Origin of the sequence: Mesorhizobium ciceri biovar biserrulae WSM1271 (genome assembly GCF_000185905.1) — a bacterium.
GTDB lineage: Bacteria > Pseudomonadota > Alphaproteobacteria > Rhizobiales > Rhizobiaceae > Mesorhizobium > Mesorhizobium ciceri.
In genome coordinates this window covers 4,113,433-4,137,478 of record NC_014923.1, presented here as the reverse complement: position 1 = coordinate 4,137,478, position 24,046 = coordinate 4,113,433, and the positions used below count along the sequence as shown (strand labels likewise).

25 protein-coding genes and 1 pseudogene are annotated in these 24,046 nt (G+C 61.9%); 19 read left to right on the top strand and 7 right to left on the bottom strand.

Annotated elements, in window-relative coordinates:
* The first annotated feature begins 41 nt into the window (after positions 1–41).
* The 4 genes from MESCI_RS20100 to MESCI_RS20085 all read left to right on the top strand — a co-directional run bounded on the left by MESCI_RS20100 (position 42) and on the right by MESCI_RS20085 (position 3,473).
* Complete coding sequence (locus MESCI_RS20100; RefSeq protein WP_013531781.1) at positions 42–1,445, top strand: L-serine ammonia-lyase; 1,404 nt, start codon at positions 42–44, stop codon at positions 1,443–1,445.
* A gap of 76 nt (positions 1,446–1,521) precedes the next feature.
* Entirely contained in the window at positions 1,522–1,959 is a 438-nt protein-coding gene (locus MESCI_RS20095) for a DUF1489 family protein (RefSeq protein WP_013531780.1), read from the top strand.
* Positions 1,960–2,043: 84 nt separating this feature from the next.
* Positions 2,044–2,775 (top strand): VWA domain-containing protein, encoded by a 732-nt coding sequence (locus MESCI_RS20090; RefSeq protein ID WP_164919949.1) that lies wholly within the window; start codon positions 2,044–2,046, stop codon positions 2,773–2,775.
* Positions 2,775–3,473, top strand: coding sequence for a DnaJ domain-containing protein (locus MESCI_RS20085; RefSeq protein ID WP_013531778.1), 699 nt, complete (start codon positions 2,775–2,777; stop codon positions 3,471–3,473). The genes MESCI_RS20090 and MESCI_RS20085 overlap by 1 nt, the downstream gene beginning before the upstream one ends.
* A 46-nt stretch (positions 3,474–3,519) precedes the next feature.
* Here MESCI_RS20085 and MESCI_RS20080 read toward each other — a convergent pair whose 3' ends face one another.
* Positions 3,520–4,929 carry a D-alanyl-D-alanine carboxypeptidase gene (locus MESCI_RS20080; RefSeq protein WP_013531777.1) on the bottom strand — a complete coding sequence of 470 codons (1,410 nt, stop codon included), beginning with the start codon at positions 4,927–4,929 and terminating at the stop codon, positions 3,520–3,522.
* Positions 4,930–5,214: 285 nt separating this feature from the next.
* On the opposite strand from MESCI_RS20080, the gene MESCI_RS20075 reads away from it, so the two are divergent.
* The 4 genes and pseudogenes from MESCI_RS20075 (at position 5,215) to MESCI_RS20060 (ending at position 9,051) form a co-directional block, all read left to right on the top strand.
* A complete protein-coding gene (locus tag MESCI_RS20075; RefSeq protein ID WP_013531776.1) occupies positions 5,215–5,544 on the top strand; it encodes a phasin family protein in 330 nt (109 codons plus the stop codon).
* A gap of 296 nt (positions 5,545–5,840) precedes the next feature.
* On the top strand, positions 5,841–6,170 hold the full coding sequence (gene clpS / locus MESCI_RS20070) for an ATP-dependent Clp protease adapter ClpS (RefSeq protein WP_023812950.1): 330 nt from the start codon (positions 5,841–5,843) through the stop codon (positions 6,168–6,170).
* A 6-nt stretch (positions 6,171–6,176) separates the two neighbouring features.
* On the top strand, positions 6,177–8,645 hold the full coding sequence (clpA, locus tag MESCI_RS20065; protein WP_013531774.1) for an ATP-dependent Clp protease ATP-binding subunit ClpA: 2,469 nt from the start codon (positions 6,177–6,179) through the stop codon (positions 8,643–8,645).
* Positions 8,646–8,704: 59 nt separating this feature from the next.
* A pseudogene (locus MESCI_RS20060) lies at positions 8,705–9,051 on the top strand (phosphotransferase-like protein).
* 41 nt (positions 9,052–9,092) lie between these two features.
* Here MESCI_RS20060 and MESCI_RS20055 read toward each other — a convergent pair.
* The 5 genes from MESCI_RS20055 to MESCI_RS20035 all read right to left on the bottom strand — a co-directional run bounded on the left by MESCI_RS20055 (position 9,093) and on the right by MESCI_RS20035 (position 13,423).
* A complete protein-coding gene (locus MESCI_RS20055; protein WP_164754876.1) occupies positions 9,093–10,229 on the bottom strand; it encodes a phosphatase PAP2 family protein in 1,137 nt (378 codons plus the stop codon).
* A 202-nt stretch (positions 10,230–10,431) separates the two neighbouring features.
* Positions 10,432–10,863, bottom strand: coding sequence for an HIT family protein (locus MESCI_RS20050; protein WP_013531772.1), 432 nt, complete (start codon positions 10,861–10,863; stop codon positions 10,432–10,434).
* 87 nt (positions 10,864–10,950) lie between these two features.
* On the bottom strand, positions 10,951–12,165 hold the full coding sequence (locus MESCI_RS20045; RefSeq protein WP_013531771.1) for a GNAT family N-acetyltransferase: 1,215 nt from the start codon (positions 12,163–12,165) through the stop codon (positions 10,951–10,953).
* Between the two features lie 50 nt (positions 12,166–12,215).
* Positions 12,216–12,944, bottom strand: a complete 729-nt coding sequence (locus tag MESCI_RS20040; RefSeq protein ID WP_013531770.1) for a glycerophosphodiester phosphodiesterase — start codon at positions 12,942–12,944, stop codon at positions 12,216–12,218.
* 14 nt (positions 12,945–12,958) lie between these two features.
* On the bottom strand, positions 12,959–13,423 hold the full coding sequence (locus tag MESCI_RS20035) for a RidA family protein (RefSeq protein WP_013531769.1): 465 nt from the start codon (positions 13,421–13,423) through the stop codon (positions 12,959–12,961).
* A 138-nt stretch (positions 13,424–13,561) separates the two neighbouring features.
* Between MESCI_RS20035 and MESCI_RS20030 the strand changes: the two genes are divergently transcribed.
* The 5 genes from MESCI_RS20030 (at position 13,562) to tsf (ending at position 18,159) form a co-directional block, all read left to right on the top strand.
* Positions 13,562–14,389, top strand: coding sequence for a cell envelope integrity EipB family protein (locus MESCI_RS20030; protein ID WP_013531768.1), 828 nt, complete (start codon positions 13,562–13,564; stop codon positions 14,387–14,389).
* Between the two features lie 113 nt (positions 14,390–14,502).
* A complete protein-coding gene (locus MESCI_RS20025) occupies positions 14,503–15,801 on the top strand; it encodes a lysophospholipid acyltransferase family protein (RefSeq protein ID WP_013531767.1) in 1,299 nt (432 codons plus the stop codon).
* A gap of 58 nt (positions 15,802–15,859) precedes the next feature.
* On the top strand, positions 15,860–16,138 hold the full coding sequence (locus MESCI_RS20020; RefSeq protein WP_013531766.1) for a DUF4031 domain-containing protein: 279 nt from the start codon (positions 15,860–15,862) through the stop codon (positions 16,136–16,138).
* A gap of 202 nt (positions 16,139–16,340) precedes the next feature.
* Complete coding sequence (gene rpsB, locus MESCI_RS20015) at positions 16,341–17,129, top strand: 30S ribosomal protein S2 (protein WP_013531765.1); 789 nt, start codon at positions 16,341–16,343, stop codon at positions 17,127–17,129.
* 109 nt (positions 17,130–17,238) lie between these two features.
* On the top strand, positions 17,239–18,159 hold the full coding sequence (gene tsf / locus MESCI_RS20010; RefSeq protein WP_013531764.1) for a translation elongation factor Ts: 921 nt from the start codon (positions 17,239–17,241) through the stop codon (positions 18,157–18,159).
* A gap of 34 nt (positions 18,160–18,193) precedes the next feature.
* Here the strand turns inward: tsf and MESCI_RS20005 are convergent, their stop codons facing one another.
* Positions 18,194–19,120 (bottom strand): LysR family transcriptional regulator, encoded by a 927-nt coding sequence (locus MESCI_RS20005; RefSeq protein WP_013531763.1) that lies wholly within the window; start codon positions 19,118–19,120, stop codon positions 18,194–18,196.
* Positions 19,121–19,236: 116 nt separating this feature from the next.
* Between MESCI_RS20005 and MESCI_RS20000 the strand changes: the two genes are divergently transcribed.
* The 6 genes from MESCI_RS20000 to MESCI_RS19975 all read left to right on the top strand — a co-directional run bounded on the left by MESCI_RS20000 (position 19,237) and on the right by MESCI_RS19975 (position 24,015).
* Positions 19,237–19,764, top strand: a complete 528-nt coding sequence (locus tag MESCI_RS20000; RefSeq protein WP_013531762.1) for a nuclear transport factor 2 family protein — start codon at positions 19,237–19,239, stop codon at positions 19,762–19,764.
* A gap of 37 nt (positions 19,765–19,801) precedes the next feature.
* Positions 19,802–20,911, top strand: coding sequence for an aldo/keto reductase (locus MESCI_RS19995; RefSeq protein ID WP_013531761.1), 1,110 nt, complete (start codon positions 19,802–19,804; stop codon positions 20,909–20,911).
* Between the two features lie 147 nt (positions 20,912–21,058).
* Complete coding sequence (gene pyrH, locus MESCI_RS19990) at positions 21,059–21,781, top strand: UMP kinase (RefSeq protein ID WP_013531760.1); 723 nt, start codon at positions 21,059–21,061, stop codon at positions 21,779–21,781.
* Between the two features lie 98 nt (positions 21,782–21,879).
* Complete coding sequence (gene frr, locus MESCI_RS19985) at positions 21,880–22,434, top strand: ribosome recycling factor (protein ID WP_013531759.1); 555 nt, start codon at positions 21,880–21,882, stop codon at positions 22,432–22,434.
* Between the two features lie 34 nt (positions 22,435–22,468).
* A complete protein-coding gene (locus MESCI_RS19980; RefSeq protein ID WP_013531758.1) occupies positions 22,469–23,203 on the top strand; it encodes an isoprenyl transferase in 735 nt (244 codons plus the stop codon).
* Positions 23,200–24,015 (top strand): phosphatidate cytidylyltransferase, encoded by an 816-nt coding sequence (locus tag MESCI_RS19975; RefSeq protein ID WP_013531757.1) that lies wholly within the window; start codon positions 23,200–23,202, stop codon positions 24,013–24,015. Before MESCI_RS19980 ends, MESCI_RS19975 begins: the two co-directional genes overlap by 4 nt.
* Positions 24,016–24,046: the final 31 nt, after the last annotated feature.

Below are 24,046 nucleotides of genomic sequence, written 5' to 3'. Positions count from 1 at the left end.
CTATATGTAGTCCTCGACCTGACTCCAGGAGACAACGCCGCGTGTTCCTTTCGGTTTTCGACCTGTTCAAGATCGGCATAGGACCCTCGAGTTCGCACACGATGGGACCGATGACCGCCGCGGCGCGGTTTCTCGACGAGGTCGCGGGAAATGACTGGCCGCGCCCGGCGGGTGTGAAGGTCGACCGCCTTGGCGCCAGCCTGCACGGGTCACTCGCCTATACCGGCATCGGCCACGGCAGTGACCGCGCCGTCATGCTCGGCCTTGCCGGTCTGACGCCGCAGACGGTCGATCCCGACCAGGCCGATGGCATTGCCAGTCGCATCGCCGCCGAAAAGCGTATTTCGCCGCCCGGCCATCCCACCTATCGCTTCGATCCGGCCACCGATCTGGTGCTGGACCGCAAGACGCCGCTCACCGGCCACGCCAACGGCATGGCGTTCTACGCCTATGATTCCGGCGGCCGCCTGCTGCTCAAGCGCATCTATTATTCGATCGGCGGCGGCTTCGTGGTTTCCGAAGAGGAACTGCAGCGGATGAAGGCCAAGGGATCGGTGACGACGGAAGGCAAGAAAGTGCCTTATCCGTTCAAGAATGCGGTCGAGATGCTGGCCATGGCCGGCAAAAGCGGCCTTTCCATCGCCGACATGAAACGCGTCAACGAGGAGACGCAGATGACGCGCGAGGCGCTCGATGCCGGCCTCGACGGCATCTGGAGCGCCATGAAAGGCTGCATCGACCGTGGCCTGTCGCAGGACGGCATCATGCCGGGCGGGTTGAAGGTGCGCCGCCGTGCCCGCATGCTGCATGACAAGCTGCAGGAGCAATGGCAGCAGAACAAGCCCAATCCCTTGCTCGCCAATGACTGGCTGTCGATCTACGCCATGGCGGTGAACGAGGAAAACGCCGCTGGCGGCCGGGTCGTCACAGCGCCGACCAACGGTGCGGCCGGCACGCTGCCGGCGGTGCTGCGCTACTGGCTGCATTTCCATCCCGAGGCGGACCAGCCGAGCATTCGTGATTTCCTGCTGACGGCTGCTGCGGTCGGCGGCATCATCAAGACCAATGCTTCGATCTCCGGCGCCGAAGTCGGCTGTCAGGGCGAGGTCGGGTCGGCATCGGCAATGGCGGCGGCCGGCCTGTGCGCCGTCATGGGCGGTACGCCCGAGCAGGTCGAGAATGCCGCCGAGATCGCGCTCGAACACCATCTCGGCATGACCTGCGATCCGGTTGGCGGGCTGGTGCAGGTGCCGTGCATCGAGCGCAATGCGCTGGGCGCGGTCAAGGCGGTGACGGCAGCGTCACTGGCCATCAAGGGCGACGGCACCCATTTCGTACCTCTCGATGCAGCGATCGAGACCATGCGCCAGACCGGCCTCGACATGAACGAGAAGTACAAGGAAACCAGCCTGGGTGGGCTCGCCGTCAACGTCGTGGAATGCTGAAGGCTGGCCTAAACTGCCACTGTGGAGAAGTCGATCCGGTCGTTGACGCGTCCGCATGCGGGACTAACCTTAAGCGATGTCTCTCAATCTCATAAAACTCTGTGTCGGCTGCGACAGCGTCGAAGATCTCGAGGAGTGGATCGCCTTCCGCCTCGACGAGCGGCGGCGCGCCGGTGAGCCGGTCGAGCAATATCACACCACGCGCATGATGCCGACGCGCGGCGCCGAGGTCACCGATGGCGGTTCGCTCTATTGGGTGATCAAAGGAAATGTGCAGTGCCGCCAACTGATCACCGAGATCCGGCCGTTCACCGATAGTGAAGGCATCGGCCGCTGCCACCTGATTCTCGACCCCGAGGTTGTTCGAACCGACTGGCAGCCGCGCCGGGCCTTTCAGGGCTGGCGCTATCTGAAGCCGGCCGACGCGCCGCTCGATCTGGGCAAGGGCAAGGCCGGACTGATCGAGATGCCGCCGAAACTCAGGCGCGAGCTTGCCGACCTCGGCCTGCTCTGACCCCAGGTGGCATCACCGTCTGGCCCTTTGTGCCACCCGATGTGGGGCTTGCAAGCGATGTGGCAACGCCACATCTTGTTTTTTATGAGCGATAAGAAGCAACCTGTGCCAGCGAGGACCAATCCTGCGCCGATCAAGCCCCAATCCAACGCCGGCGAGATCGACACCTTCATTCGCCAGGCGAGGACACTTGCCGCATCGGCGACCGGTTCGGGCAGGCTGATCCTTGCTCTCGACGCGACGATGAGCCGCCAGCCGACATGGGATCTGGCCTGCACGCTGCAGGGCCAGATGTTCGACGCCGTCGGCAAGGCAGGAACCCTCAGCGTGCAACTGGTTTATTTTCGCGGTCTTGGCGAGTGCCGTTCGTCCGCTTTCGTGAGCGACACCAATGCCTTGAAGCAGCTGATGACGCGGATCGAGTGCCGCAGCGGTCATACCCAGATCGGCAAGGTGCTGGCGCATGCGTTGAAACAGACGGCAACCGCTAAGGTCAATGCGCTGGTCTATATCGGCGATGCGATGGAAGAGGATATCGACGATCTGGCCGAAAAGGCCGGCAGCCTCGGCCTTCATGGCGTTCCTGTCTTCGTCTTTCAGGAAGGCCATGACTCCAGCGCGGAAAAGGCGTTCAAAGAAGTTGCGCGGCTGTCCAAGGGGGCCTGGTTCCGGTTTGATCGGCGGGCTGCCGCGACCCTGGCCGGACTGCTTTCGGCTGTCGCCGTGTTCGCGACCGGCGGGTTGAAGGCGCTCGAAGCCAGAGGCAGGCCGGAAGACCGGCTGATGATCGAGCATCTGCGGGGCGGCGGAAAATAATGGGCGCAATCATCGCTTTTGTAGCGTTGCTTTTGCTGCTGCTCGGCGCGGTGACGATCTTTCTGCGTGCCGAGCCAGCGAAACTGGCGGGCACGCTGCGAACGCTTGGGCCGGCTCTTCTGGCAGTTGTCGGCGTCGCCGTGCTGGTGGTCGGCCGTGAAGGCGTCGGCGGCATGATCCTCACCGCGGCAATTGCCTGGTATGGTTCCATGCGAATGAAACGCCAGCCGGCGGGGCTTGCACCGGGCAAACGCTCGACGGTGCGCACAGCGGCATTGGAAATGGAGCTCGATCACGATACCGGCGGCCTCGAAGGACTGGTCCTGGCTGGCCGCCACGAAGGCAAGATGCTTGGCGCGATGGGGCTGGTGGAATTGCAGCACCTCTACCGCGAACTCTCCGGTGATCCGGAGAGCCGGCAGTTGCTAGAGACGTATCTTGACGGCAGATTTCCCGTCTGGCGCAAAAACACTGAGACGAACGGTGGCGAAGGGCTGGGTGTTGCGCCAGGTCCGGGCGCCATGACTAAGGAGGAGGCCTACAAGGTCCTTGGTCTTGAAGCGGGGGCCGCCGCGGCGGATGTCCGCAAGGCGCACCGCCGCCTGATGCAGCGCCTGCACCCCGATGTCGGCGGCACGTCTTTCCTGGCGGCGCGGATTAACGAAGCCAAGGACGTCTTGCTCTCCAATCACAACTAGTCTCCTTCGACGCAGAATTTTTCCGGGAGATGATTTCCACGCCGTCCTACTGCTGGACGGCGTAGCACTCGATGTTCTTCTTCTTCAAAGCGGTGCAGGCCTTCCAGGCGGCGGTCTTCGAACCGAAGCCGCCGAAGCGGGCGCGATAGTAGGTGACGCCGTCCTTGTCGAAGGCGACGGTGAAGCCGGAGGCGTCGGCCAGCACCTTGGGCGCCTGCTTGGTGGTCTTGTCGAGGAAGGCCTGTGCCTCGGACTGCTTTGGCGACGAGGCGACTTGAATGGCCCAGCCCGACGGCACCGACGCCGTGTTGACCGGGTCGACGGCCGCTGGCGTTGGCTCGGCATAGGCAGCGACGACCTGGGCCGTCGCGACCTGGGGAGCTGAAACGATGACGGTCTTGACCTTTCTGGTCTTGACGACGGGGGCTGCTTCTTCGGCCTGCGGGGTATCGTCTTCCGCGACCGTGGCGTCCTCGGCGACGGTGGCGTCGTCCTGCGCCACAACAGGCTTGTCATCGGGCGTCGGAGCGTCATGCTTGGGCAGGAGAACCTGGGCGAGGGCGGTGACCGGGTTGTTGCCGCCGGCCTTGGCCACCAGATCGCCACCGCCGCGAGTCGATGCCCTCGGCAGATAGGTGTTGATCAAGCTGGCCATCTGATTGTCGCGGCTGCGGCCGGAGCTGCCGCCCATGACCACGCCGACGATGCGGCGATTGCCGTCGGAAACCGACGAGACGAGGTTGAAGCCGGAGGCGCGGGTGTAGCCCGTCTTGATGCCGTCGACACCCTTGATGCGTCCGAGCAGGCGATTGTGACCGTTGATGCGCTGACGCCCGTAGAGGAAGGAGCGCTGCGAGAAATAGCCGTAATATTGCGGAAAATGCTCGCGCAGCGCGATGCCGAGCGTCGCCATGTCGCGCGCGGTGGTGAACTGGCCAGGGTCTGGCAGGCCATTGGCGTTGCGGAACACGGTGCCGTTCATGCCCAGCGCACGCGCCTTGGCGGTCATCATGCGGGCAAAAGTGGTTTCATTGCCGCCGAGCATTTCGCCGAGCGCGGTGGCCGAGTCGTTCGCCGACTTGGTGACGATCGACAGGATCGCGGTCTCGACCGTGACCGAACCGCCCGGCTTCACGCCAAGTTTCGTCGGCGCCTCGGCGGAGGCCTTGGCGGAAAACACCACTGGCGTATTCCTGCTGATCTTGCCCTTCGCCATCGCTTCGAAGGTCAGGTACAGCGTCATCATCTTGGTCAGCGAAGCTGGATAGCGCCTGCCGTTGGCATCTGCGGAGTAAAGCACCTTGCCAGTCTTGGCATCCACGACGATGGCCGCCTGCTTGGCCGCCAGCGACGAGGCAACGTCGCCAAAAACGAATGTCATCGCCAAGGCGATGATCATCATCGTTTTGAGAGGGGAGGTGGATTTGGAAACGATGCCCAACAACGCCTTACGCACTGGTACTTCCCTTGGATTTCTTCGTTGCGTTGGAGGCGGCAAAGGGTCCTGCCTCGCTTCCGGCCAAGCTACCGGCGCAGCGTTACCAATCCGTTTATGGTAACCGCCGCGTTCACCATTTTCTTCGTGCTTGAAGCTCTCTTTATTCGATTTTTAGCCATTGGCTGCGCAGGCGGGTCCGCAAGCCCGCGAAATCTTGACTTTTGTGCGGCGCACAATATATTATCTTGCATTGCACAAGGGCGCCCCGAAGAAGGACGCCTCAACCGTCAAGGGAATCGTGAAATGACCCAGACCTATGAGGACTTCAGCAAATACGGCAAAGAGTTCGCCGACACCGGATTGAAGAGCTTCGCGTCGCTCTCCAAGGGCGCACAGGCGATTGCCACCGAGGCTGGTGAATACACCAAGAAGAGTTTTGAAACCGGCAGCGCCACTGTGGAGAAGCTGTTTTCAGCCAAGTCGCTGGAAAAGGCCATCGAGATCCAGTCGGACTATGCCAAGCAGTCCTATGAGGCTTTCGTCGCCGAGGCCACCAAGATTGGCGATCTCTATGCCGAACTCGCCAAGGAAGCCTACAAGCCATTCGAATCGATCGTTGCCAAGGCGAAGTAATTTCGGCCGGGCGAACTGATTTCGCCTGACGTGACCCAGATTCAGCCTTTTGACCCGAGAAAAAGCCCGGCCGTGGAAACGTGGCCGGGCTTTTTCGTGTCAATTTCCGTTCCAGAGCCTCGCGCCCCTTCACGATTGCGAAAATCGTCCAAGTTTGGTGACCTAGCCATATTGTCAGCTAACCAGAAGGGCTTAAAATCGTACATCGAACACCTACATGTCGAACTCGCATGGGGAATCGAAAGAGGCAGGAATACGTGACGATCGGTTTGACTGCCACGAGACGCGTGGTGCGAATGCAAGACGGCGACGGTAACGGCAATGGGGCCGGCCGTGGGACGGCCGTCATCACGCGCACCAAAACCAAGACCAAGAAGCCCAGCCTTTATCGGGTCCTCATCCTCAACGACGACTACACTCCGATGGAGTTCGTGGTTCACGTGCTGGAGCGTTTTTTCCAGAAGGATCGCGAAGCCGCCACACGCATCATGCTTCATGTTCACAATCATGGAGTGGGCGAGTGCGGGGTCTATACATTCGAGGTGGCCGAGACCAAAGTGTCCCAGGTCATGGATTTCGCCCGACAGAATCAGCATCCGCTGCAATGCGTGATGGAGAAGAAGTGAGGTAACATGCCGGCTTTCTCCCAAGGCCTGGAAAAGGCGCTTCACCAGGCGCTGACGCTCGCCAATGAGCGGCACCATGAATATGCAACCCTAGAACATCTGCTGCTCGCGCTCATCGACGACACCGAGGCGGCCGCCGTCATGCGCGCCTGCAATGTCGATCTCGATGAGCTCAAGCATACGGTTCTCACCTATATCGACACCGAGCTGGACAACCTCGTCACCGGCTACGACGAGGACTCCAAGCCGACGGCCGGTTTCCAGCGCGTCATCCAGCGCGCGGTGATCCATGTGCAGTCTTCTGGCCGCGAGGAAGTGTCGGGCGCCAACGTGCTCGTCGCTATCTTCGCCGAGCGCGAGAGCCATGCCGCCTATTTCCTGCAGGAACAGCAGATGACCCGCTACGATGCGGTCAACTACATCTCGCACGGCATTGCCAAGCGTCCGGGCGCGTCGGAGACACGCTCGCCGCGCGGCGCCGATGACGAGCAGGGCGGCCAGAACGGCGCCGAGCCGCAAGAGGAAGGCGGCAAGAAGAAGCAGCAGCAGGACGCGCTGACGGCCTATTGCGTCAATCTCAACAACAAGGCCAAGGCCGGCAAGATCGACCCGCTGATCGGCCGCGAGTCCGAGATCAACCGCACCATCCAGGTGCTGTGCCGCCGCTCCAAGAACAACCCGCTCTACGTCGGTGACCCCGGCGTCGGCAAGACGGCGATCGCCGAGGGCCTGGCCAAGCGCATCGTCGAGGGCGACGTTCCCGAAGTGCTGCACAATGCCACCATCTTCGCGCTCGACATGGGCACGCTGCTCGCCGGCACGCGCTATCGCGGTGATTTCGAGGAACGGCTGAAGCAGGTCGTCAAGGAGCTCGAGGATTATCCTGGCGCCGTGCTGTTCATCGACGAGATTCACACGGTGATCGGGGCAGGGGCGACTTCAGGCGGCGCCATGGATGCGTCCAACCTGTTGAAGCCGGCGCTGTCGTCGGGTGCGATCCGCTGCATCGGCTCGACCACCTACAAGGAATTCCGCCAGTTCTTCGAGAAGGACCGTGCCTTGGTGCGGCGCTTCCAGAAGATCGACGTCAACGAGCCGACCATCGAGGACGCGATCGAGATCATGAAGGGCCTCAAGCCCTATTATGAGGAGTTCCACAAGGTGAAGTTCACCAACGAGGCGATCAAGGCCTCGGTGGAACTGTCGGCACGCTACATCAACGACCGCAAGCTGCCGGACAAGGCGATCGACGTGATCGACGAGACCGGCGCCTCGCAGATGCTGGTGCCGGAAGCCAAGCGCAAGAAGACTATCGGCATCAAGGAGATCGAGGCGACGATCGCCACCATGGCCCGCATCCCGCCGAAGACGGTTTCGGCCGACGACGAGAAGGTGCTGCAGGGCCTCGATATCGAGCTGAAGCGAGTCGTCTATGGCCAGGACACTGCGATCACCGCACTGACCTCGGCGATCAAGCTGGCGCGTGCCGGCCTGCGCGAACCGGAGAAGCCGATCGGCTCCTACCTGTTCTCCGGCCCGACCGGCGTCGGCAAGACCGAAGTGGCCAAGCAGTTGGCCGCGTCGCTCGGCGTGGAGCTGATCCGCTTCGACATGTCGGAATATATGGAGCGCCACACCGTGTCGCGGCTGATCGGTGCTCCTCCCGGCTATGTCGGCTTCGACCAGGGCGGTCTTCTGACGGACGGCGTCGACCAGCATCCGCATTGCGTGCTGTTGCTGGACGAGGTCGAGAAGGCGCATCCGGACCTGTTCAACATCCTGTTGCAGGTTATGGACCATGGCAAGCTGACCGACCACAACGGCAAGCAGATCGACTTCCGCAATGTGATCCTGATCATGACCACCAATGCGGGCGCGTCGGATGCGCAGCGTGCGGCGATCGGCTTCGGCTCGACCAAGCGCGAAGGCGACGATGTCGAGGCGATCAACCGGCTGTTCACGCCGGAGTTCCGCAACCGTCTCGATGCGATCATCCCGTTCGGCTCGCTGCCGGTGCCGGTCATCCATCAGGTGGTGCAGAAGTTCGTCATGCAGCTCGAGGCCCAGCTTTCCGAGCGTGGCGTCACCTTCGACCTGTCGGCGGACGCGATCGCCTGGCTCGCCGACAAGGGCTATGATGAGCGCATGGGCGCGCGGCCGCTCGGTCGTGTGATCCAGGAGCACATCAAGAAGCCATTGGCCGACGAGGTGCTGTTCGGCAAGCTCAAGAAGGGCGGCACGGTGCGCGTCACCGTCGAGAAGAAGGAAACCGGCGAGACCGGCCTGAAGCTCGAATCGCTGGCCGACGAGGCGCCGGTGAAGCCGAAGAAGGAAGAGCCGGAAGAAACGCCGAAGTCCAGAAAGGCCGTGGTGAAAAAGCCGGCGGCCAAGAAGCTGGTGGCGCAGAAGCCCGAAGCCAAGGGCAAGGACGGCGGCAAGCGCAGCCTGGTGCCACAACTGCCCCGAAAGAACTGAGCTTACGAAAGTCAAGAAAGCCCCGGAGACGGGGCTTTTTTATTGGAGCGAGGGTAGGCATAATCGGCCAGATCATCATCCTGAACGGTGCGCCGCGATCGGAAAACAAGCATCGCCAAGGCTGTTCAGGAGTGCTTCGATAGCGTCTGGATCAATCTCGGTGTCGACGTTTGCGAGCAGGCCATGCCGCCGCGCTATCGACCCGGGATGGGATTGCGGCCCGGTGGCGCGCCTGTGGCAGGAAGAGGTGCACCGGCCCGGCGTGTACGATCTGGAAGTCGACACGTCGCTCCTGAGCCCTGGGCAATGCGCGGACACGCTCGCAGAGCAGCTTCGGCAAGGATCGTATCCAACAGCGTTTCGGAAATTGTCCAACCCATCCAGCGCCGCCCTTGAGGCGTTTTGACCGGCATGCCGCCGCAGGCGAGTTCGTCCAGATCGGCGAATTTACATCCCGCAAAGGGCCGGCGATTGCATGGTGGAGCTCTCAGCGGCCGCGCTGTCCGACTCGAAACGGGTCAGCAAATATCCGCACGCCTTCCAGATCGCGACCATCAGGGATGCGCCCGCATAGCCATCCACGGCATAGTGCCAGCCAAGCACGACGGATCCGACCATAATGACGCCCGCGAATAACCACATCACAACACCGGCCAGCCGAGACCGCCGCGTTGCATAGAGAGCGAACAGCATCGCCATCGCAACGTGCAGGGATGGGAAGGCGGATATACCGACGCTGCCGGTAGTTGCGCCGGTGTAGCCACCCCACAGCATATCCTGCGTGTTGAGCGCCCAGATTGGATAGATGCGATCGGCGGTGGCGAGTGCTTGCATGAGGGCGTGAAAGTCGTTGCCGAACCCCAATCGCTCGTAAAAGCAAGGGCCAGCCGACGACAGGCCCATCGCGAGGAAGAAGCCACCCAGCGTCCACACCGTCATGAAGCTCATCAGGAACTGGTGACGCAGCTTCGTATCCTTGCGTGCGATGCACACGGTGAAAACCGCGGTAATGAGCACGACGAACCAGAAATTGTAAGCGATGTTGATGATCTTCAATGCAAGCGGCGACTGGACGATAAACCACAACCATTCGTGCGGGGCTCGACCGAAATGCAGGATGCGGTCGGCCTGAGCCAATGCCTTGTCCCATGCAAACGGAGAGAGGATTGCAATGGCTCCCTTCAACACACCGATCGCGGATATGAAGGCAAGACCCGCACCCAGGCCATTCAGGCTGTTGGCAATGCGTTCGGCGTCGCCAAAGAATCTACCCAGTGACTTGAGGAAGGTGTGCAGCGGTTCGGTATCCCGCTGGACCAGCGCAAGATGGAGAAGCGTCCCAAGTGCAAAGGCTGAGCCGCAAATCCAGAAGGCGATGAAAAGATACTCAGCGTATTCCTCCAGAACGCCGAAATCCGGCATGTTTCCAGTGTGCCACCCGACTGCGCTTGCCAGAAGCAGCGCAGCGGCAGCCATAGCGTGCAGCAGCCGGTGTCGCCAAAAGGCATCCGCCAAGATGCCAAGAAAAGCACGCTCGACAATTGCCCCCGCCAGTGGGGCCGATGCCGCAACCGAATGTTCCATGGTTTGAAGCCCCACAGCTCGCCACGCGTTAGCATTTTACCGTGAGATGGTTCGATATTTCCTAATCAGACGATTAGAGTTGCAAACGGTTGAGTCGGCACTGGGCACGGCCGGGCATTAGAATCGGCTTCTGGACTGAACGGCGCTTGTTAGTCCGATATTCTCGACCAGGTCCACCACATCATTGGCGGACCTCCCGCTCTCAATTTTTGAGTGCAGTCCGTATCTTTTCGGCGTTCCCGACCAGAATCTCCGGCTTCTCCATCTCGCCCGTGTGCGGCTTCAGCGGGATGCCGTCGAAGCGCGGAATGACATGCACATGCAGATGATAGACGGTCTGCCCCGAGGCCGGCTCATTGAACTGCATGACGGTGACGCCATCGGCGCCGAAGGCCTTTTTCACCGCCAGCGCCACTTTCTGAACGGCGCTCAAGAGATGGCCGAAAATTGACGGATCGGCATCGAGAAGGTTGCGCGACGGCGCTTTCGGCACCACCAGCGTATGGCCGGGCCCCTGCGGCATCACATCCATGAAGGCGATGACCGCGTCATCCTCGTAGACACGGTGCGAGGGAATTTCGCCGCGCAGGATCTTGGCGAAAATGTTGTCGGTATCGTAGGCGGCCTCGGTCATGGCGAACGCTCCGGATTGTGCCTTCGTGTAGCGAAGGCGTCGAAATTCGGCAAGATAATCGTCGCCCCCCCAGCCGGCCAACCGGGGCTACTCCTCGAGATCCTTGCGGAACGGGGTATGCTCTTCCAGATATTCGCTCATCCGCTCCACCTCCTGCCGTTCGCGCCGAAGATAGTCGGCGACGGCGTTGCGCAGGCCTGGGTGCGCAATGTAGTGCGCGGAATGCATGGTCACCGGCCGGTAGCCGCGCGCCAGCTTGTGCTCGCCCTGCGCTCCCGCCTCGACCACCTTGAGCTTGCGCTCGATGGCGAAGTCGATCGCCTGATGATAGCAGACCTCGAAATGCAGGAAGGGATGGTCCTCGATGCAGCCCCAGTTGCGGCCATAGAGTGCATCCGAGCCGATGAAATTGATCGCGCCGGCGATATAGCGCCCGTTGCGCCTGGCCATCACCAGCAGGATGTCGTCGGCCATGCGCTCGCCGATCATCGAGAAGAATTGACGATTGAGATAGGGCCGGCCCCATTTGCGACTGCCGGTGTCCATGTAGAAGGCGAAGAAATCGTCCCAGGCTTTCTCCGTGAGGTCCTTGCCGGTCAGCCGGTCGATTGAAATGCCTGGGGCAAGCGCTTCGCGCCTTTCCTTTTTCATCGCCTTTCGCTTGCGCGAGGCAAGGGTGGCGAGGAAGTCGTCATAGGTTGAAAAGCCTTCGTTGAAGAAATGGAATTGCTGGTCGGTGCGGTGCAGGAAACCGGCTGCTTCCAGCACCTCCACATCGCTCTCTTGCGCGAAGGTGACATGTGCGGAAGAGACACCGAGCTTTTGCGTCACCGCCTTCAGGCCCGCCGCGAGACCGGCCTTCACCTTGGCACTGTCCTCGCCCCTGGTGACCAGCAGGCGAGGGCCGGTGACCGGGGAGAACGGCACGGCACTTTGCAGTTTGGGATAGTAGCGGCCACCGGCGCGTTCGAACGCATCCGACCAGCCATGGTCGAACACATATTCGCCCTGGCTGTGCGATTTGAGATAACAGGGCACCGCGCCCAGCAATCTGCCCCGCCCATCCTCCAGCCTGAGATGGTGGCCCTGCCAACCAGTGCGGCGCACGGCGCATCCGGAATCCTCAAGGGCGCTCAGGAAAGCGAATGAAACCAAAGGATTGTAGCTGGTTTCTAAATCGCCGCGCGCAGTTCCCGCAAAGCCATTCCATTCATCGCAGGTGAAGGCGCCGATGCCGGCGGCGACGCGGATCGAATAGTCCGCATTGGCCGTTTGTCCGTCACCCTCGTCGCCCTGATCCATGAGGCTTATTTAAGCTCCGTCCGGCCTGGTGCAAGTCACGTTTCAGACACTCAGGCGACTTTGACCATATCGGGTTCGAACCCTTCGAACGTCATCTGGTCGGCATATCTGAAGGTCAGGTCGACCGCCGGCTGGTCATGCACCGTCCAGGTGATAACAGGCATTTTCAGCCTTTCACGCACGAAGCTGACAAATGGGTTTGGCAGGTCGCCGGCGGCGTAGGAGGTGAAGGCGATCTCATGCGCCAGCATGGCGAAATGCGCCTCGATCAATCCGACGTCCTTGCCGTAGGCGGTGAGACCCCCTGGGATACCCGGCGCGTCCTTTGGAAAATCGCGGACCAGCCAATGGTCGAACGACATGATCGCCGCCTTGCCCTTGTAGCGCTTGAGCATCTTGCCGACGCTTGCCACCAGGCCTTCGTCATAGCCGGGCGTGCCTTTCAGCTCGACGACCAGTGGCACGCGGCCATCGACCAGGTCGAGCGCTTCCTGCAGCGTCGGCACATGGTCCGCCGTGCCACCGACCCTGAGCGCCGCGAGTTCAGCTGCGGTACGCTGCCAGACGAAACCATCCTGGCCGGTCAGGCGCTTGAGATCGCCGTCATGGATGATGACGGGAACGCGGTCGGACGACAGGTGCACGTCGCATTCGATGGCGTAGCCGCGTTCGGCGGCTGCGGCGAAGGCCGACAGCGTGTTTTCCCAGCGCGTCTTGTTCATGTCGTGGAAGCCGCGGTGGGCAACGGGCCGGGCGGTCAGCCAGGATAGGTCGGTCATATCTGTACCCTGGCTCATGCGACTTCGAAGATGGCTTCGATTTCCACTGCGGCATTAAGCGGCAGGCAGGCCGTGCCGACGGCGGAGCGTGCATGCTTGCCGCGCTCGCCAAGGGCGGCGACCAGGAAATCGGAGGCGCCGTTGGCAACAAGATGCTGCTCGACGAACTCGGGTGTCGAGGCGACGAAAACGGTGATCTTCACCAGACGGCTGATCTTCTCGAGATCGCCGAGTGCTGCCTTGGCCTGCGCCAGGATGTTGATCGCGCAGTATTTTGCCGCATCCTTGCCGCCTGCGGTATCGAGATCGCGGCCCAACAGCCCGCTCGCCTGCAGCTTGCCGTCCTTGAGCGGCAATTGCCCGGCAGTGAACAGCAAATTGCCGGTCCTGCAATAGGGCACGTAGTTAGCGGCGGGCGCGGCGGCGACGGGAAGCGTCACACCCAGATCGCTTAGCCGCTTTTCGATTGTTTCACTCATGGTATTTCCCTATTGCTTGGTGACGCCGCGCCGGCCGGGCCGAAATTGCTATTTTTGCCTCGCTTCCGCCACGACTTTTTTTAAGCTGGACCATCTTTCCCTGCGGCCTGCCATCAGTCGCGACGATCGGAGTACCTCATGCGCGCAACGCGCCTCGCATTCCATGCCGTCCTGTTGTCGGGGATATTCTCGATAGGCCCTGTCTTCGCAGCGCCGGCGCTGCAAGCCCACCGCGCCGTTTACGATCTTACCCTGAAAAAGGCTTCCGATCAGTCCGGCATCACGGGCATATCCGGCCGCATGGTCTATGAGTTCAATGGCTCGGCCTGTGAAGGCTATACGGTGAAATTCCGCTTCGTCACCCAGATCGTCACCGCCGACAACACCAGGTTGACCGACCAGCAGACGACCACTTTCGAGGATGCCGAGGGCAAGACCTTTTCGTTCGTGACAAAGTCCTTCGTCGACCAGAATCTCGATAAGGAGGTCAAGGGCATCGCCACGAAAGAAACCAAGGGCCTGAAGGTCGACATCGACAAGCCTGAAAAGAACAGCGTCGAGCTCGCGACAACCCAATTCCCGACCCAGCATTTGGTCGAATTGATCGGCAAGGCCGAAAAAGGCGAGAATTTTTACGAAACCAACCTGTTCGACGGTTCCGAAGACGCCAACAAGGTGATGACCACCACCGTCGTTGTCGGCAAGAAAACCGATGCCGACAAGGCCGACCCGGAAGCTTCGGCACTGGCAAAGCTCGCCACCGACAAATACTGGCCGGTCGACATCGCCTATTTCGACGACACCAACAAGACCGGCGAAGAGGTTCCGGAATACCGTATCAGCTTCAAGCTGCATGAGAACGGCATCACCCGCGATCTCGTCATGGACTATGGCGACTTCTCGATGACCGGCAAGCTGGTCAACCTGTCGCTGTTCGACCAGACAAAACCTTGTCCCGCCAAATAGTGCCTGTCTAGGCAGCTGATTTGCCACGGCACGGCGTGGTCGTAACGAACGACTTGAACGTGCCGCAATCGTCTCTCAACCTCTTCCAGCGTCCAGGCGCGAGGGGGATCAGCTTGAGCAGGATCGATACGTTCGTCGCGCCGCGGCCCAACCCGGCACTGATCAGGGCCATGACATCCGTCAACCGGATCGTCATGCTGCGCGGCATTCCCGGGTTTCGGGATCTGTTGCCGTTCAATCGCCTGGCCGGTCTGCGCGGCGTCTCAAATGTCCGCCATATCGACTTTCCCGACGCCGATCTTGAGCGGCTGAAGGCCAGTTGCGGGGCAGGGAAGGCGACCTTCATCACACCCAATCATCCCGAGTTCTTCACCGACTGGATGATCGACAAGGAAATCGTGTCGCAGGTCAGCCCGCTCACGGCCTCATGGGCGACCAATGGTGTCGTCAACGGCCTTGGCCGGCTGATGCAGAAGTTCTGGCTTGCCAACAATCTGATCGCCCAGATTCCCGGCAACAGCGGGGCAGCGAAGGAACACTCGATCGCCTGGGCCCTGAAAGGCCATGGCGTGCTGCTGCATCCCGAAGGCGGCGTCGGCTGGCATGCCAATGTCGTTGCGTCTTTGCTGCCGGGTGCCGTCGAGATGGGACTGGAAGCCCTCAAGCGCGGTCGGGCCACGGATTCCAATTTCAAGGTCTGGATCGCGCCCGTCGTCTGGAAGCTTGCCTTCACCGGCAACGTCGAAGCGGCACTGGCGAAGGAATGCGCCTATGTCGAGAAAAACCTCAAAATAGAACGCCAGGCGACCGACACGCTGCCGCAGCGCATTCACCATGTCTATTCGACACTGCTGGCCCGCGATGAAGCTGCCAGCGGCATGCCGTTCGACCAAGGCGCTTCCTATGCCCAGCGTCAGAGGGTTTTGGTCACCGAGCTCAGCCGCCAGCTCGGCAAAAGCATCTCAGCCGACATTGATGTCGCCGACATCACCGAGCTTCTGCGGCGGGCGCGCCGCTGGCAGCGCGAAAACACTGGCGATGCCGAACGGCAAAGGCAGGTCCGCGCGCTCGTCGATAGAGTTCAGAGGCTGCAACGCGTCGGACCCTGGGCCTGCGCCAATCCGCGCATTAGCCAGGAGGAGATCGCCGAACATCTGAAGCGGATCCGCAACGACTATTGTCGGGGCGGGCTGCGCGACACGATGAACCGGTTCGTTCCGCAGCCAGCCGGGCCGCGTTGCGCCCACATCCGGGTGCCGGAGGCACTGGGCTTGCATGAGCATACGGGCTCGATCGACGATGCGGTTGCCGATCTGCACCGTCGCATGCAGGATACAGTCACCAACATCGTCGCCGAGCTTGCAGCCAATGGCGGCTTCATTTTCTATCCGAATCCATTCTATCGTCACTGACATCAGCCGGGCCATGTGGCCGACTGTCGTGACGGATGGAAGGCAGACAGCAAGCTTTATGGCAGCCTATGTCGACGCAGCGATCTGGAACTGGGCCGGCCATCGCTGGTGCCATCTGTTGGCCGACGACACCGACGAGTTGCATCGCTTTGCCGCGCATCTTGGCGTCAAGCGCTCATCCTACCAGGGGCCGCCCAAGACATCGGCGCCGCATTACGACATAACCGGCTTCGAGCGTGACCGTGCGGTGCGGCTCGGCGCCATCGAATGCAGCCGCGAGGAGATCGTCGCGGTCTTCCGGCGGGTGCGGGTGCCGAACGGCAAGATAAAGCGCTGACGGCAGCGCGCGGATCGTCGCACGCCGCACACAGGTCCCGCGGCCCTTGCGTTTATCGCGCATCCCCTCTATATGCGCGCTCATTCCACACACGGACTTTGGTGTCTGCCCGGGAGAAATCCGGCTGAAACCTCCGGTGGCGTTCGAGGACAAAGTCCAAAAATGCCTGTGTCCGTGGAGGCTAACCGGAAAGGAACTTTGAATGGCACTGCCTGATTTCAGCATGCGCCAGCTTTTGGAAGCTGGCATTCACTTCGGCCACCAGACCCATCGCTGGAACCCGAAAATGGCGCCCTACATCTATGGCGCCCGCAACAACATCCACATCATCGACCTCTCGCAGACGGTGCCTTTGCTGCACCAGGCGCTGAAGCAGGTTTCCGACACCGTCGCCAAGGGCGGCCGCGTGCTGTTCGTCGGCACCAAGCGCCAGGCGTCCGACATCGTCGCCGATGCGGCACAGCGTTCGGCCCAGTACTACGTCAACTCGCGTTGGCTCGGCGGCATGCTGACCAACTGGAAGACGATCTCGAATTCGATCCAGCGCCTGCGCAAGCTCGACGAGATGCTGGCCGGCGAGGCGCAAGGGTTGACCAAGAAGGAACGCCTGAACCTCGACCGCGAGCGCGAGAAGCTCGACAAGGCGCTGGGCGGCATCAAGGACATGGGCTCGACGCCCGACCTGATGTTCGTGATCGACACCAACAAGGAAGCGATCGCCATCCTCGAGGCCAAGCGCCTCGGCATTCCGGTCGTCGCCATCATCGATTCGAACTGCGATCCGGACAAGATCGACTTCCCGATCCCCGGCAATGACGACGCGGCCCGCGCCATCCAGCTCTATTGCGATCTGATCGCCAAAGCTGCGATCGACGGCATCGCCCGTCAGCAGGGCGCGCTCGGCGTCGACATCGGCGCTTCGATCGAAGCTCCCGTCGAACCCGCGCTCGACCCGGCTCCGGCCCCGGCTGCAGACGCTCCGGAAGCTTGATAATCGAAGGCCGGTTGCGGCCTTCATCTTTCTCATATTCTGGCACGCTAAACAGACGCACCATCGAATACCGATGGTGCGTCGGTGCATTTAAAACAAAGAGGCGACAATGAGCATTTCGGCTGCACAGGTCAAAGAACTCCGCGACTTGACCGGCGCGGGCATGATGGATTGCAAGGCGGCGTTGACCGAGACCAACGGCAACATGGAAGAGGCCGTCGACTGGCTGCGCAAGAAGGGTATCTCCAAGGCCGACAAGAAGGCTGGCCGCACCGCGGCTGAAGGTCTGATCGGCGTCGACAACGGCGTGCGCGAGGCTGCCGTCGTGGAAGTCAATTCCGAGACCGACTTCGTTGCCCGCAACGCCGCGTTTCAGGAAATCGTCGCCAATGTTGCCAAGGTTGCGCTGGCCTATGGCACGACGGAGGCTGTGGCCGCCGCAAAGTATCCGGGTTCCGACAAGTCGGTTGCCGACACCATCAAGGACGCTGTCGGCACCATCGGCGAAAACATGGGCTTCCGCCGCTCGGCCAAGCTCACCGTCCCGCACGGTGCTGTCGCCACCTACGTCCACAACGCAGTTGCCGATGGTCTTGGCAAGCTCGGCGTTCTGGTCGCGATCGAGACCACGGGCAATGAGCATGCCGCCAATGCCTTTGGCCGCCAGGTTGCCATGCATGTCGCCGCCACCAACCCGCTGGCGCTGACGGCCGAGCAGATCGATCCGGCTGCGGTCGAGCGCGAGAAGGCGATCTTCGCCGATCAGGCGCGCCAGTCCGGCAAGCCGGAAGCGATCATCGAAAAGATGGTCGAAGGCCGCCTACGCAAGTTCTATGAGGAAGTCGTGCTCCTGAAGCAGGCCTTCGTGCTCAATCCCGACATCACTGTCGAGCAGGCACTGAAGGATGCCGAGAAGGAAATCGGCGCTCCGGCCAAGATCTCCGCCTATCTGCGCTTTGCGCTCGGCGAAGGCATTGAAAAGGAAGAGACCGATTTCGCGGCGGAAGTCGCGGCTGCGGTGAAGAAATAATCCTTACAAATAGCCCCTGAAGGGGCTTCTCAGCTCAGGCAACTCGGCCGGGTGTCCGCAAGGATGCCCGGCCGATTTCTTGTGCGGTGTCGATAAAGGCCCTGAGCTTCGGCGCCATTGACGCCCGGCGCGGGAAATAGAGGAATAGCCCCGGTTCCTCGATCGCCGTCTGCGGCAGCACCTGGACCAGGCGGCCCGCGGCAAGATCGGCGCGCGCCAGCGGCTCGAAGACATAGGCAAGCCCGACGCCTGCAAGCGCAAGATCGATTGCTGCGAGCGAATCCGTCACGACAACGCTGCCCCGCGTCTCCATGGCGATGTCCTTGCCATCCTCGATCAGATCCCAGCGATAGAGCGCACCGGAGCGGACGAGCCGGTAGCCAATACAATTGTGGTTCGCCAAATCGGCAACGCTGCTGGGACGGCCGTGCCTTCCGATGTAAGCGGGCGAGGCGACAATGACGACGGAGAACGGCGGCGTCAGCCGGACCGCGACCATGTCCTGGGCGATCATCTCGCCAAGCCGGATGCCGGCATCGAAGCCTTCGCCGACGATATCAACCAGACCCTGGTCAGCGAAGACCTCCACCGTAACCTCCGGATAGCGCTCGGCCATCGCCGCGACCACCGGCGTCACCGCCAATGGTATGGCGATGTTGGAGGCGTTGATCCTGAGCAGGCCAGACGGCCTGCCTTTGACGCTGCGGATACGGTCCATCCGCTCGGCAATATCCTGGAGGGCCGGAGCCGCCGTTTCCACCAGCGCCTTGCCGGCCTCGGTGAGCGAAACGCTGCGCGTCGTCCGGGCGAACAAAGGCTGGCCGATCCGCTCTTCGACAATGCGCACCGCATGGCTGACTGCCGAAGGGCTCATGCCGAGTTCGGCGGCGGCAAGCGCGAACCCGCCGCGTCGGGCCACGGCGACGATCACAGGCAGGTGAGGGAGCAGGTCCCGGTCCATTCATGCATGATATCGCATGGTCCATGCGAACCATGCAATCTTATCGATGTCAGCCTGGCGGTCCAAATTGTCGGCAGCACATCGGCGACGGGCTGATGGCATCGAGGAGAAAGAACATGAATGCGTTGAAGCGTGTAACTTTCGCGGCAGGCATGGCGTTGGCGCCGATGGACGCCGGCGGGGCGGAGCCATCAGACTGGCGGGCGCTCGCAGACGAACGCGCGGTCATTCGCATTGCCGATGCCATCGACCGGGCCGTCGACGCCCAGGACTGGAAGCTTGCACGCAGCTATTTCGCGGATCGGGCCACTGCCGATTTCAGCAGCCTTTCCGGACAGCCGGCGGCCAACATCGCTTCCGACGACCTGATTGGCGCCTGGGCGGCCAACCTCAAGGGCAGCAAGACAAGCCTGCATCTGCGCACCAATCACCAGGTCGTTCTCGAAGGGGACACGGCGACTGTCCTGTCGACCGGCTATGCCTGGAACCGGATGGAAGGCAATGGCGACCCGCTTTGGGAGGTCTGGGGCACCTATGAGCATCACCTGACGCGTTTTGCGGATGGCTGGAAGGTCGATGGCTTTGCGTTCCGCATGACACACGAGCGCGGCAATCCCTGGGTCAAGACCACTCCGGGCCAGTGACGCTCGGGCATCTGTCACCAAGCATTGGAAGACGATTATGACCATGACCTACTACACTCTTGGCAACAGCGGCCTCAGGGTCAGCCGGCTGGCGCTGGGCACGATGACTTTCGGCACGGAATGGGGCTGGGGAGCCGACAGGGATACGGCGCGGGCGATGTTCGACGCCTATGTCGAGGCGGGCGGCAATTTCTTCGACACGGCGGATCTCTACACAGACGGCACGGCCGAAGCCTGGCTTGGCGAATTCATCGCCGAGCGCGGCTTGCGCGACATGGCGGTGATCGCCAGCAAGTTCACCATGAACATGCAGCCCGGCAATCCGAATGCCGGCGGCAATGGCCGCAAGAACATCATGCGGGCCGTCGATGCTTCGCTGAAACGGTTGGGGACCGACTATATCGATCTCTATCTCATGCATGTCTGGGACAGGCTGACCCCGGCCGAGGAGGTCATGCGCACGCTGGACGACCTGGTTCGGATGGGCAAGGTGCGCCATGTCGGCCTTTCGGATGTGCCCACCTGGTATGCGGGCCGCGCACAGGCGATCGCCGAATTGCGCGGATATGAGCCGGTTTCGGCGCTACAGCTCGAATATTCATTGGCCGAACGCGCAATCGAGAATGAGTTCGTGCCATTCGGCACGCGCCATGGCGCCGGCATCATGGTGTGGAGCCCGCTGGCCAGCGGACTGCTGAGCGGCAAGTATCGGCCGGCTCAGGCCGGAAACGCGGGCCGGCTCGACGGATTTCGCAACTCGACACATCCGGGTTTCCAAAAGTTCACGCAACGCAACTGGGCTATCGTGGCCGAACTCGAGAAGGTCGCATCCGAGATCGGCCGCAGCATGCCTCAGGTCGCGCTCAACTGGGTGGCGACGCAGCCGGGGATCGCGACCGTCATTCTCGGTGCGACGACGCTCAGCCAAATGCAGGACAATCTTGGCGCGCTGGATTTCGAGATTCCGAAAGCGCATCGCGACCGGCTGGAGAGGGTCAGCAGAACTCCAGCGCCGTTTCCCTATTCCTATTTCGGCGCGCAGATACAGGCGCGCGTCACCGGCGGCGCGACAACCGGCGACAAGCCCTCCAACTACGTGTCACCGGGGCTTATCGAAGGAGAGTCGGCCAGCGTGTCCACCAATTGATTGATGGGACAGGAAACCGGCGAATTTGCCGTTTGGGCGCCGCGTGACATCGCGGCGCCCTTCGTGTATCGGAACGCCATTGTTTCGAGGCGGCGCCTGCGCGAGGGTAGCCACCGGAACGCGCCACATGCAAATGAAGAGGCCCAGATGACGGTGAAGCCCCTCTACCGACGTGTCTTGTTGAAAGCGTCGGGCGAAGCATTGATGGGCGAGCAGCATTTCGGCATCGACGTTTCAGTGGTGGATCGCATCGCCGGCGACATCGCCGAGGCGCGTGCATTGGGCATCGAGGTCGGCGTCGTCATCGGCGGCGGCAACATCTTTCGCGGCGTGGCGGTTGCCTCCAAGGGCGGCGACCGTGTCACCGGCGACCACATGGGCATGCTTGCCACGGTGATCAACTCGCTGGCGCTGCGCACGTCGTTGAACAAGATCGGCGTCGACGCCGTGGTGCTTTCGGCGATCGCCATGCCCGAACTTTGCGAGAGCTTTTCGCAGCGCCAGGCGACTGCCTACATGAACCAGGGCAAGGTGGTGATCTTCGCCGGCGGCACCGGCAATCCGTTCTTCACCACTGATTCGGCCGCCGCCCTCCGCGCGGCTGAAATTGGCGCCGACGCACTGTTCAAGGGTACTCAGGTCGACGGCGTCTACTCGGCGGACCCGAAGAAGGACCCGAATGCGACGCGTTTCGAGCGCATCAGCCATGGCGAAGTCATAAATCGCGGCCTTTCCATCATGGATACTGCAGCGATTGCACTTGCGCGCGAAAACAACATTCCGATAATCGTCTATTCGATCCACGAAAAAGGTGGTTTCGGCGATATTCTGAGGGGCGGCGGCCGCTGCACGGTCGTCGCGGACGATTGATCGGCGGCCTGGCCCGAAGGGAAACCGGTTTTCGAAGGTCCGATTCGAAGACGGCCCCGAAGCAGTGAGCCCGCATTAGACGGGTCGAGGAGATAAAGATGAGTGGTGAGTACGACGATCTCAAGCGGCGCATGGATGGGGCCATCGCCGCGTTCAAGCATGATCTGGCTTCGCTGCGGACCGGTCGCGCCTCCAGCAATCTGCTCGATGCGATCCAGGTGCAGGCCTATGGCACCACCATGCCGATCAACCAGGTCGCCAACGTCTCGGTGCCGGAGCCGCGCATGATCTCGGTATCGGTATGGGACAAGTCGATGGTCGGCGCGGTCGACCGCGCGATCCGCGAATCCAATCTGGGTTTCAACCCGATCGTGGACGGCACCAACCTCAGGATTCCGCTTCCCGAACTCAACGAACAGCGACGCAAGGAACTGGTCAAGATCTCGCACACCTACGCCGAGAACGCCCGGGTCGCCGCGCGCCATGTGCGCCGCGACGGCATGGACTTCCTGAAGAAGGCGGAGAAGGACGGCGACATCAGCGAGGACGATCAGCGCAAGCGCTCGGACCAGGTTCAGAAACTTACCGACGAGACGATCAGCACCATCGACCACCTGCTTTCCGATAAGGAAGCTGAAATCATGCAGGTTTAGGGTCTTGGCCTCCGGCTGACCCGAAAGCGAGAACATGGCAACGCCCGCGCATGTCGCGATCATCATGGACGGAAACGGACGCTGGGCCAAGGCGCGCGGCTTGCCTCGTCTTGCGGGCCATCGTGCCGGCGTCGAGGCGCTGCGCAAGACGGTGCGCGCAGCACCCGGGCTCGGCATCTCCTACCTGACCGTCTACGCTTTCTCGTCGGAGAACTGGTCGCGGCCGAAATCCGAGGTCAGCGACCTGATGGGCCTTCTGAAAATGTTCATCCGCCGTGACCTTGCCGAACTGCACCAGAGCGGTGTGCGGGTTAGAATCATCGGCGACCGGGCAGGGCTGCAGCCCGATATCAGGGGACTGCTCGACGAGGCCGAAACGCTGACGGCTGCAAATGAATCTCTGACGCTGGTGATCGCCTTCAACTATGGCGGACGCGACGAGATCGTTCGCACGGCGCAAAAGCTCGCTTTGGCCGTGGCGCGTGGCGAACTCGACGCCGAGGCGATATCTGCCGAAAGCTTTGCCGTTGCGCTTGATACGCAAGGCATTCCCGACCCGGAACTGGTCATTCGCACCAGCGGCGAGCTTCGGCTGTCGAATTTCCTCCTGTGGCAGGCCGCCTATAGCGAGCTCGTCTTCCTGCCTTGCTACTGGCCCGACTTCAGCCGCGAACACCTTGCCGAGGCCTTGCGTGAATTTGCTGGCCGCGAACGCCGTTTCGGCGGACTTGGAGGCCAGGACGTCGCTTCGCGACCGGCCGCGGGATGAGCAATCTCCAGCTGCGTGTCGTTTCGGCGATCGTGCTCGCCATCATCACTCTCGGTTTGACCTGGATCGGCGGTCTGCCGTTCCGGCTGCTGTGCGCCGTAATATCGGCGGCGATCTTCTATGAATGGACCCGCATGTCGCGCCCGACCGGGGTCACGGGCCTGGGTTTCCTGCCGGAAGCATTGCTGGTCGTCTTCGTTGGCGCCTTGATCGGCGGCCTGGCCGCCTCCTGGCTGCTACCGCTTGTGGCGGCCATTGTTGCCGCAACGGCGATAGCCGCCTCGCTTCGCAAGACCGGACAATGGGATGCGAGCGGCCTCGCCTATGCCGCGGTTTCAGGCCTGTCGCTCGCCTTGCTGCGCGATGGCGATCGTTCGGGCCTCATTGCCATCCTGTTCCTGTTTGCGGTCGTCTGGGCCACCGATATCCTTGCCTATTTCGTTGGCCGTGCCGTTGGGGGGCCGAAACTGGCGCCCTCTATCTCGCCCGGCAAGACGCGCAGCGGCGCGCTCGGCGGTGCGCTCGGCGGCGTCGTCGCCGGGCTGGTCCTCGCCGTAGCTGCCGGTGTCGGCAATCTGGCATTGCTCGGCCTGGTGGCGCTCGTGCTGTCGATTGTCTCGCAGGCAGGCGACCTGTTTGAATCCTGGGTCAAGCGCCGCCATGGCCGCAAGGACTCAGGCGCGCTCATCCCGGGCCATGGCGGCGTCATGGATCGTGTCGATGGGCTTGTCGCAGCCGCATTCGCCCTATACGTCATCGGCTGGATTTCGGCGAACGCCGATCATCCGGCGCAGGGTCTGTTTCCCGTTTGAGTGGTGTCATTTCAGGTCCTTTGCGCGATGC

What these genes read in the sequence shown, in the direction of transcription:
- MESCI_RS20090 (WP_164919949.1), top strand. Translation starts at nt 2,044, where the DNA reads ATGAGCGATAAGAAGCAACCTGTGCCAGCGAGGACCAATCCTGCGCCG.
- MESCI_RS20055 (WP_164754876.1), bottom strand. Translation starts at nt 10,229, where the DNA reads ATGGAACATTCGGTTGCGGCATCGGCCCCACTGGCGGGGGCAATTGTC.
- tsf (WP_013531764.1), top strand. Translation starts at nt 17,239, where the DNA reads ATGAGCATTTCGGCTGCACAGGTCAAAGAACTCCGCGACTTGACCGGC.
- clpA (WP_013531774.1), top strand. Translation starts at nt 6,177, where the DNA reads ATGCCGGCTTTCTCCCAAGGCCTGGAAAAGGCGCTTCACCAGGCGCTG.
- MESCI_RS20030 (WP_013531768.1), top strand. Translation starts at nt 13,562, where the DNA reads ATGCGCGCAACGCGCCTCGCATTCCATGCCGTCCTGTTGTCGGGGATA.
- MESCI_RS20045 (WP_013531771.1), bottom strand. Translation starts at nt 12,165, where the DNA reads ATGGATCAGGGCGACGAGGGTGACGGACAAACGGCCAATGCGGACTAT.
- MESCI_RS20000 (WP_013531762.1), top strand. Translation starts at nt 19,237, where the DNA reads ATGAATGCGTTGAAGCGTGTAACTTTCGCGGCAGGCATGGCGTTGGCG.
- MESCI_RS20020 (WP_013531766.1), top strand. Translation starts at nt 15,860, where the DNA reads ATGGCAGCCTATGTCGACGCAGCGATCTGGAACTGGGCCGGCCATCGC.
- clpS (WP_023812950.1), top strand. Translation starts at nt 5,841, where the DNA reads ATGCAAGACGGCGACGGTAACGGCAATGGGGCCGGCCGTGGGACGGCC.
- MESCI_RS19975 (WP_013531757.1), top strand. Translation starts at nt 23,200, where the DNA reads ATGAGCAATCTCCAGCTGCGTGTCGTTTCGGCGATCGTGCTCGCCATC.
- rpsB (WP_013531765.1), top strand. Translation starts at nt 16,341, where the DNA reads ATGGCACTGCCTGATTTCAGCATGCGCCAGCTTTTGGAAGCTGGCATT.
- MESCI_RS20095 (WP_013531780.1), top strand. Translation starts at nt 1,522, where the DNA reads ATGTCTCTCAATCTCATAAAACTCTGTGTCGGCTGCGACAGCGTCGAA.
- MESCI_RS20050 (WP_013531772.1), bottom strand. Translation starts at nt 10,863, where the DNA reads ATGACCGAGGCCGCCTACGATACCGACAACATTTTCGCCAAGATCCTG.
- MESCI_RS20040 (WP_013531770.1), bottom strand. Translation starts at nt 12,944, where the DNA reads ATGACCGACCTATCCTGGCTGACCGCCCGGCCCGTTGCCCACCGCGGC.
- MESCI_RS20075 (WP_013531776.1), top strand. Translation starts at nt 5,215, where the DNA reads ATGACCCAGACCTATGAGGACTTCAGCAAATACGGCAAAGAGTTCGCC.
- MESCI_RS19995 (WP_013531761.1), top strand. Translation starts at nt 19,802, where the DNA reads ATGACCATGACCTACTACACTCTTGGCAACAGCGGCCTCAGGGTCAGC.
- MESCI_RS20085 (WP_013531778.1), top strand. Translation starts at nt 2,775, where the DNA reads ATGGGCGCAATCATCGCTTTTGTAGCGTTGCTTTTGCTGCTGCTCGGC.
- MESCI_RS19980 (WP_013531758.1), top strand. Translation starts at nt 22,469, where the DNA reads ATGGCAACGCCCGCGCATGTCGCGATCATCATGGACGGAAACGGACGC.
- frr (WP_013531759.1), top strand. Translation starts at nt 21,880, where the DNA reads ATGAGTGGTGAGTACGACGATCTCAAGCGGCGCATGGATGGGGCCATC.
- MESCI_RS20005 (WP_013531763.1), bottom strand. Translation starts at nt 19,120, where the DNA reads ATGGACCGGGACCTGCTCCCTCACCTGCCTGTGATCGTCGCCGTGGCC.
- pyrH (WP_013531760.1), top strand. Translation starts at nt 21,059, where the DNA reads ATGACGGTGAAGCCCCTCTACCGACGTGTCTTGTTGAAAGCGTCGGGC.
- MESCI_RS20035 (WP_013531769.1), bottom strand. Translation starts at nt 13,423, where the DNA reads ATGAGTGAAACAATCGAAAAGCGGCTAAGCGATCTGGGTGTGACGCTT.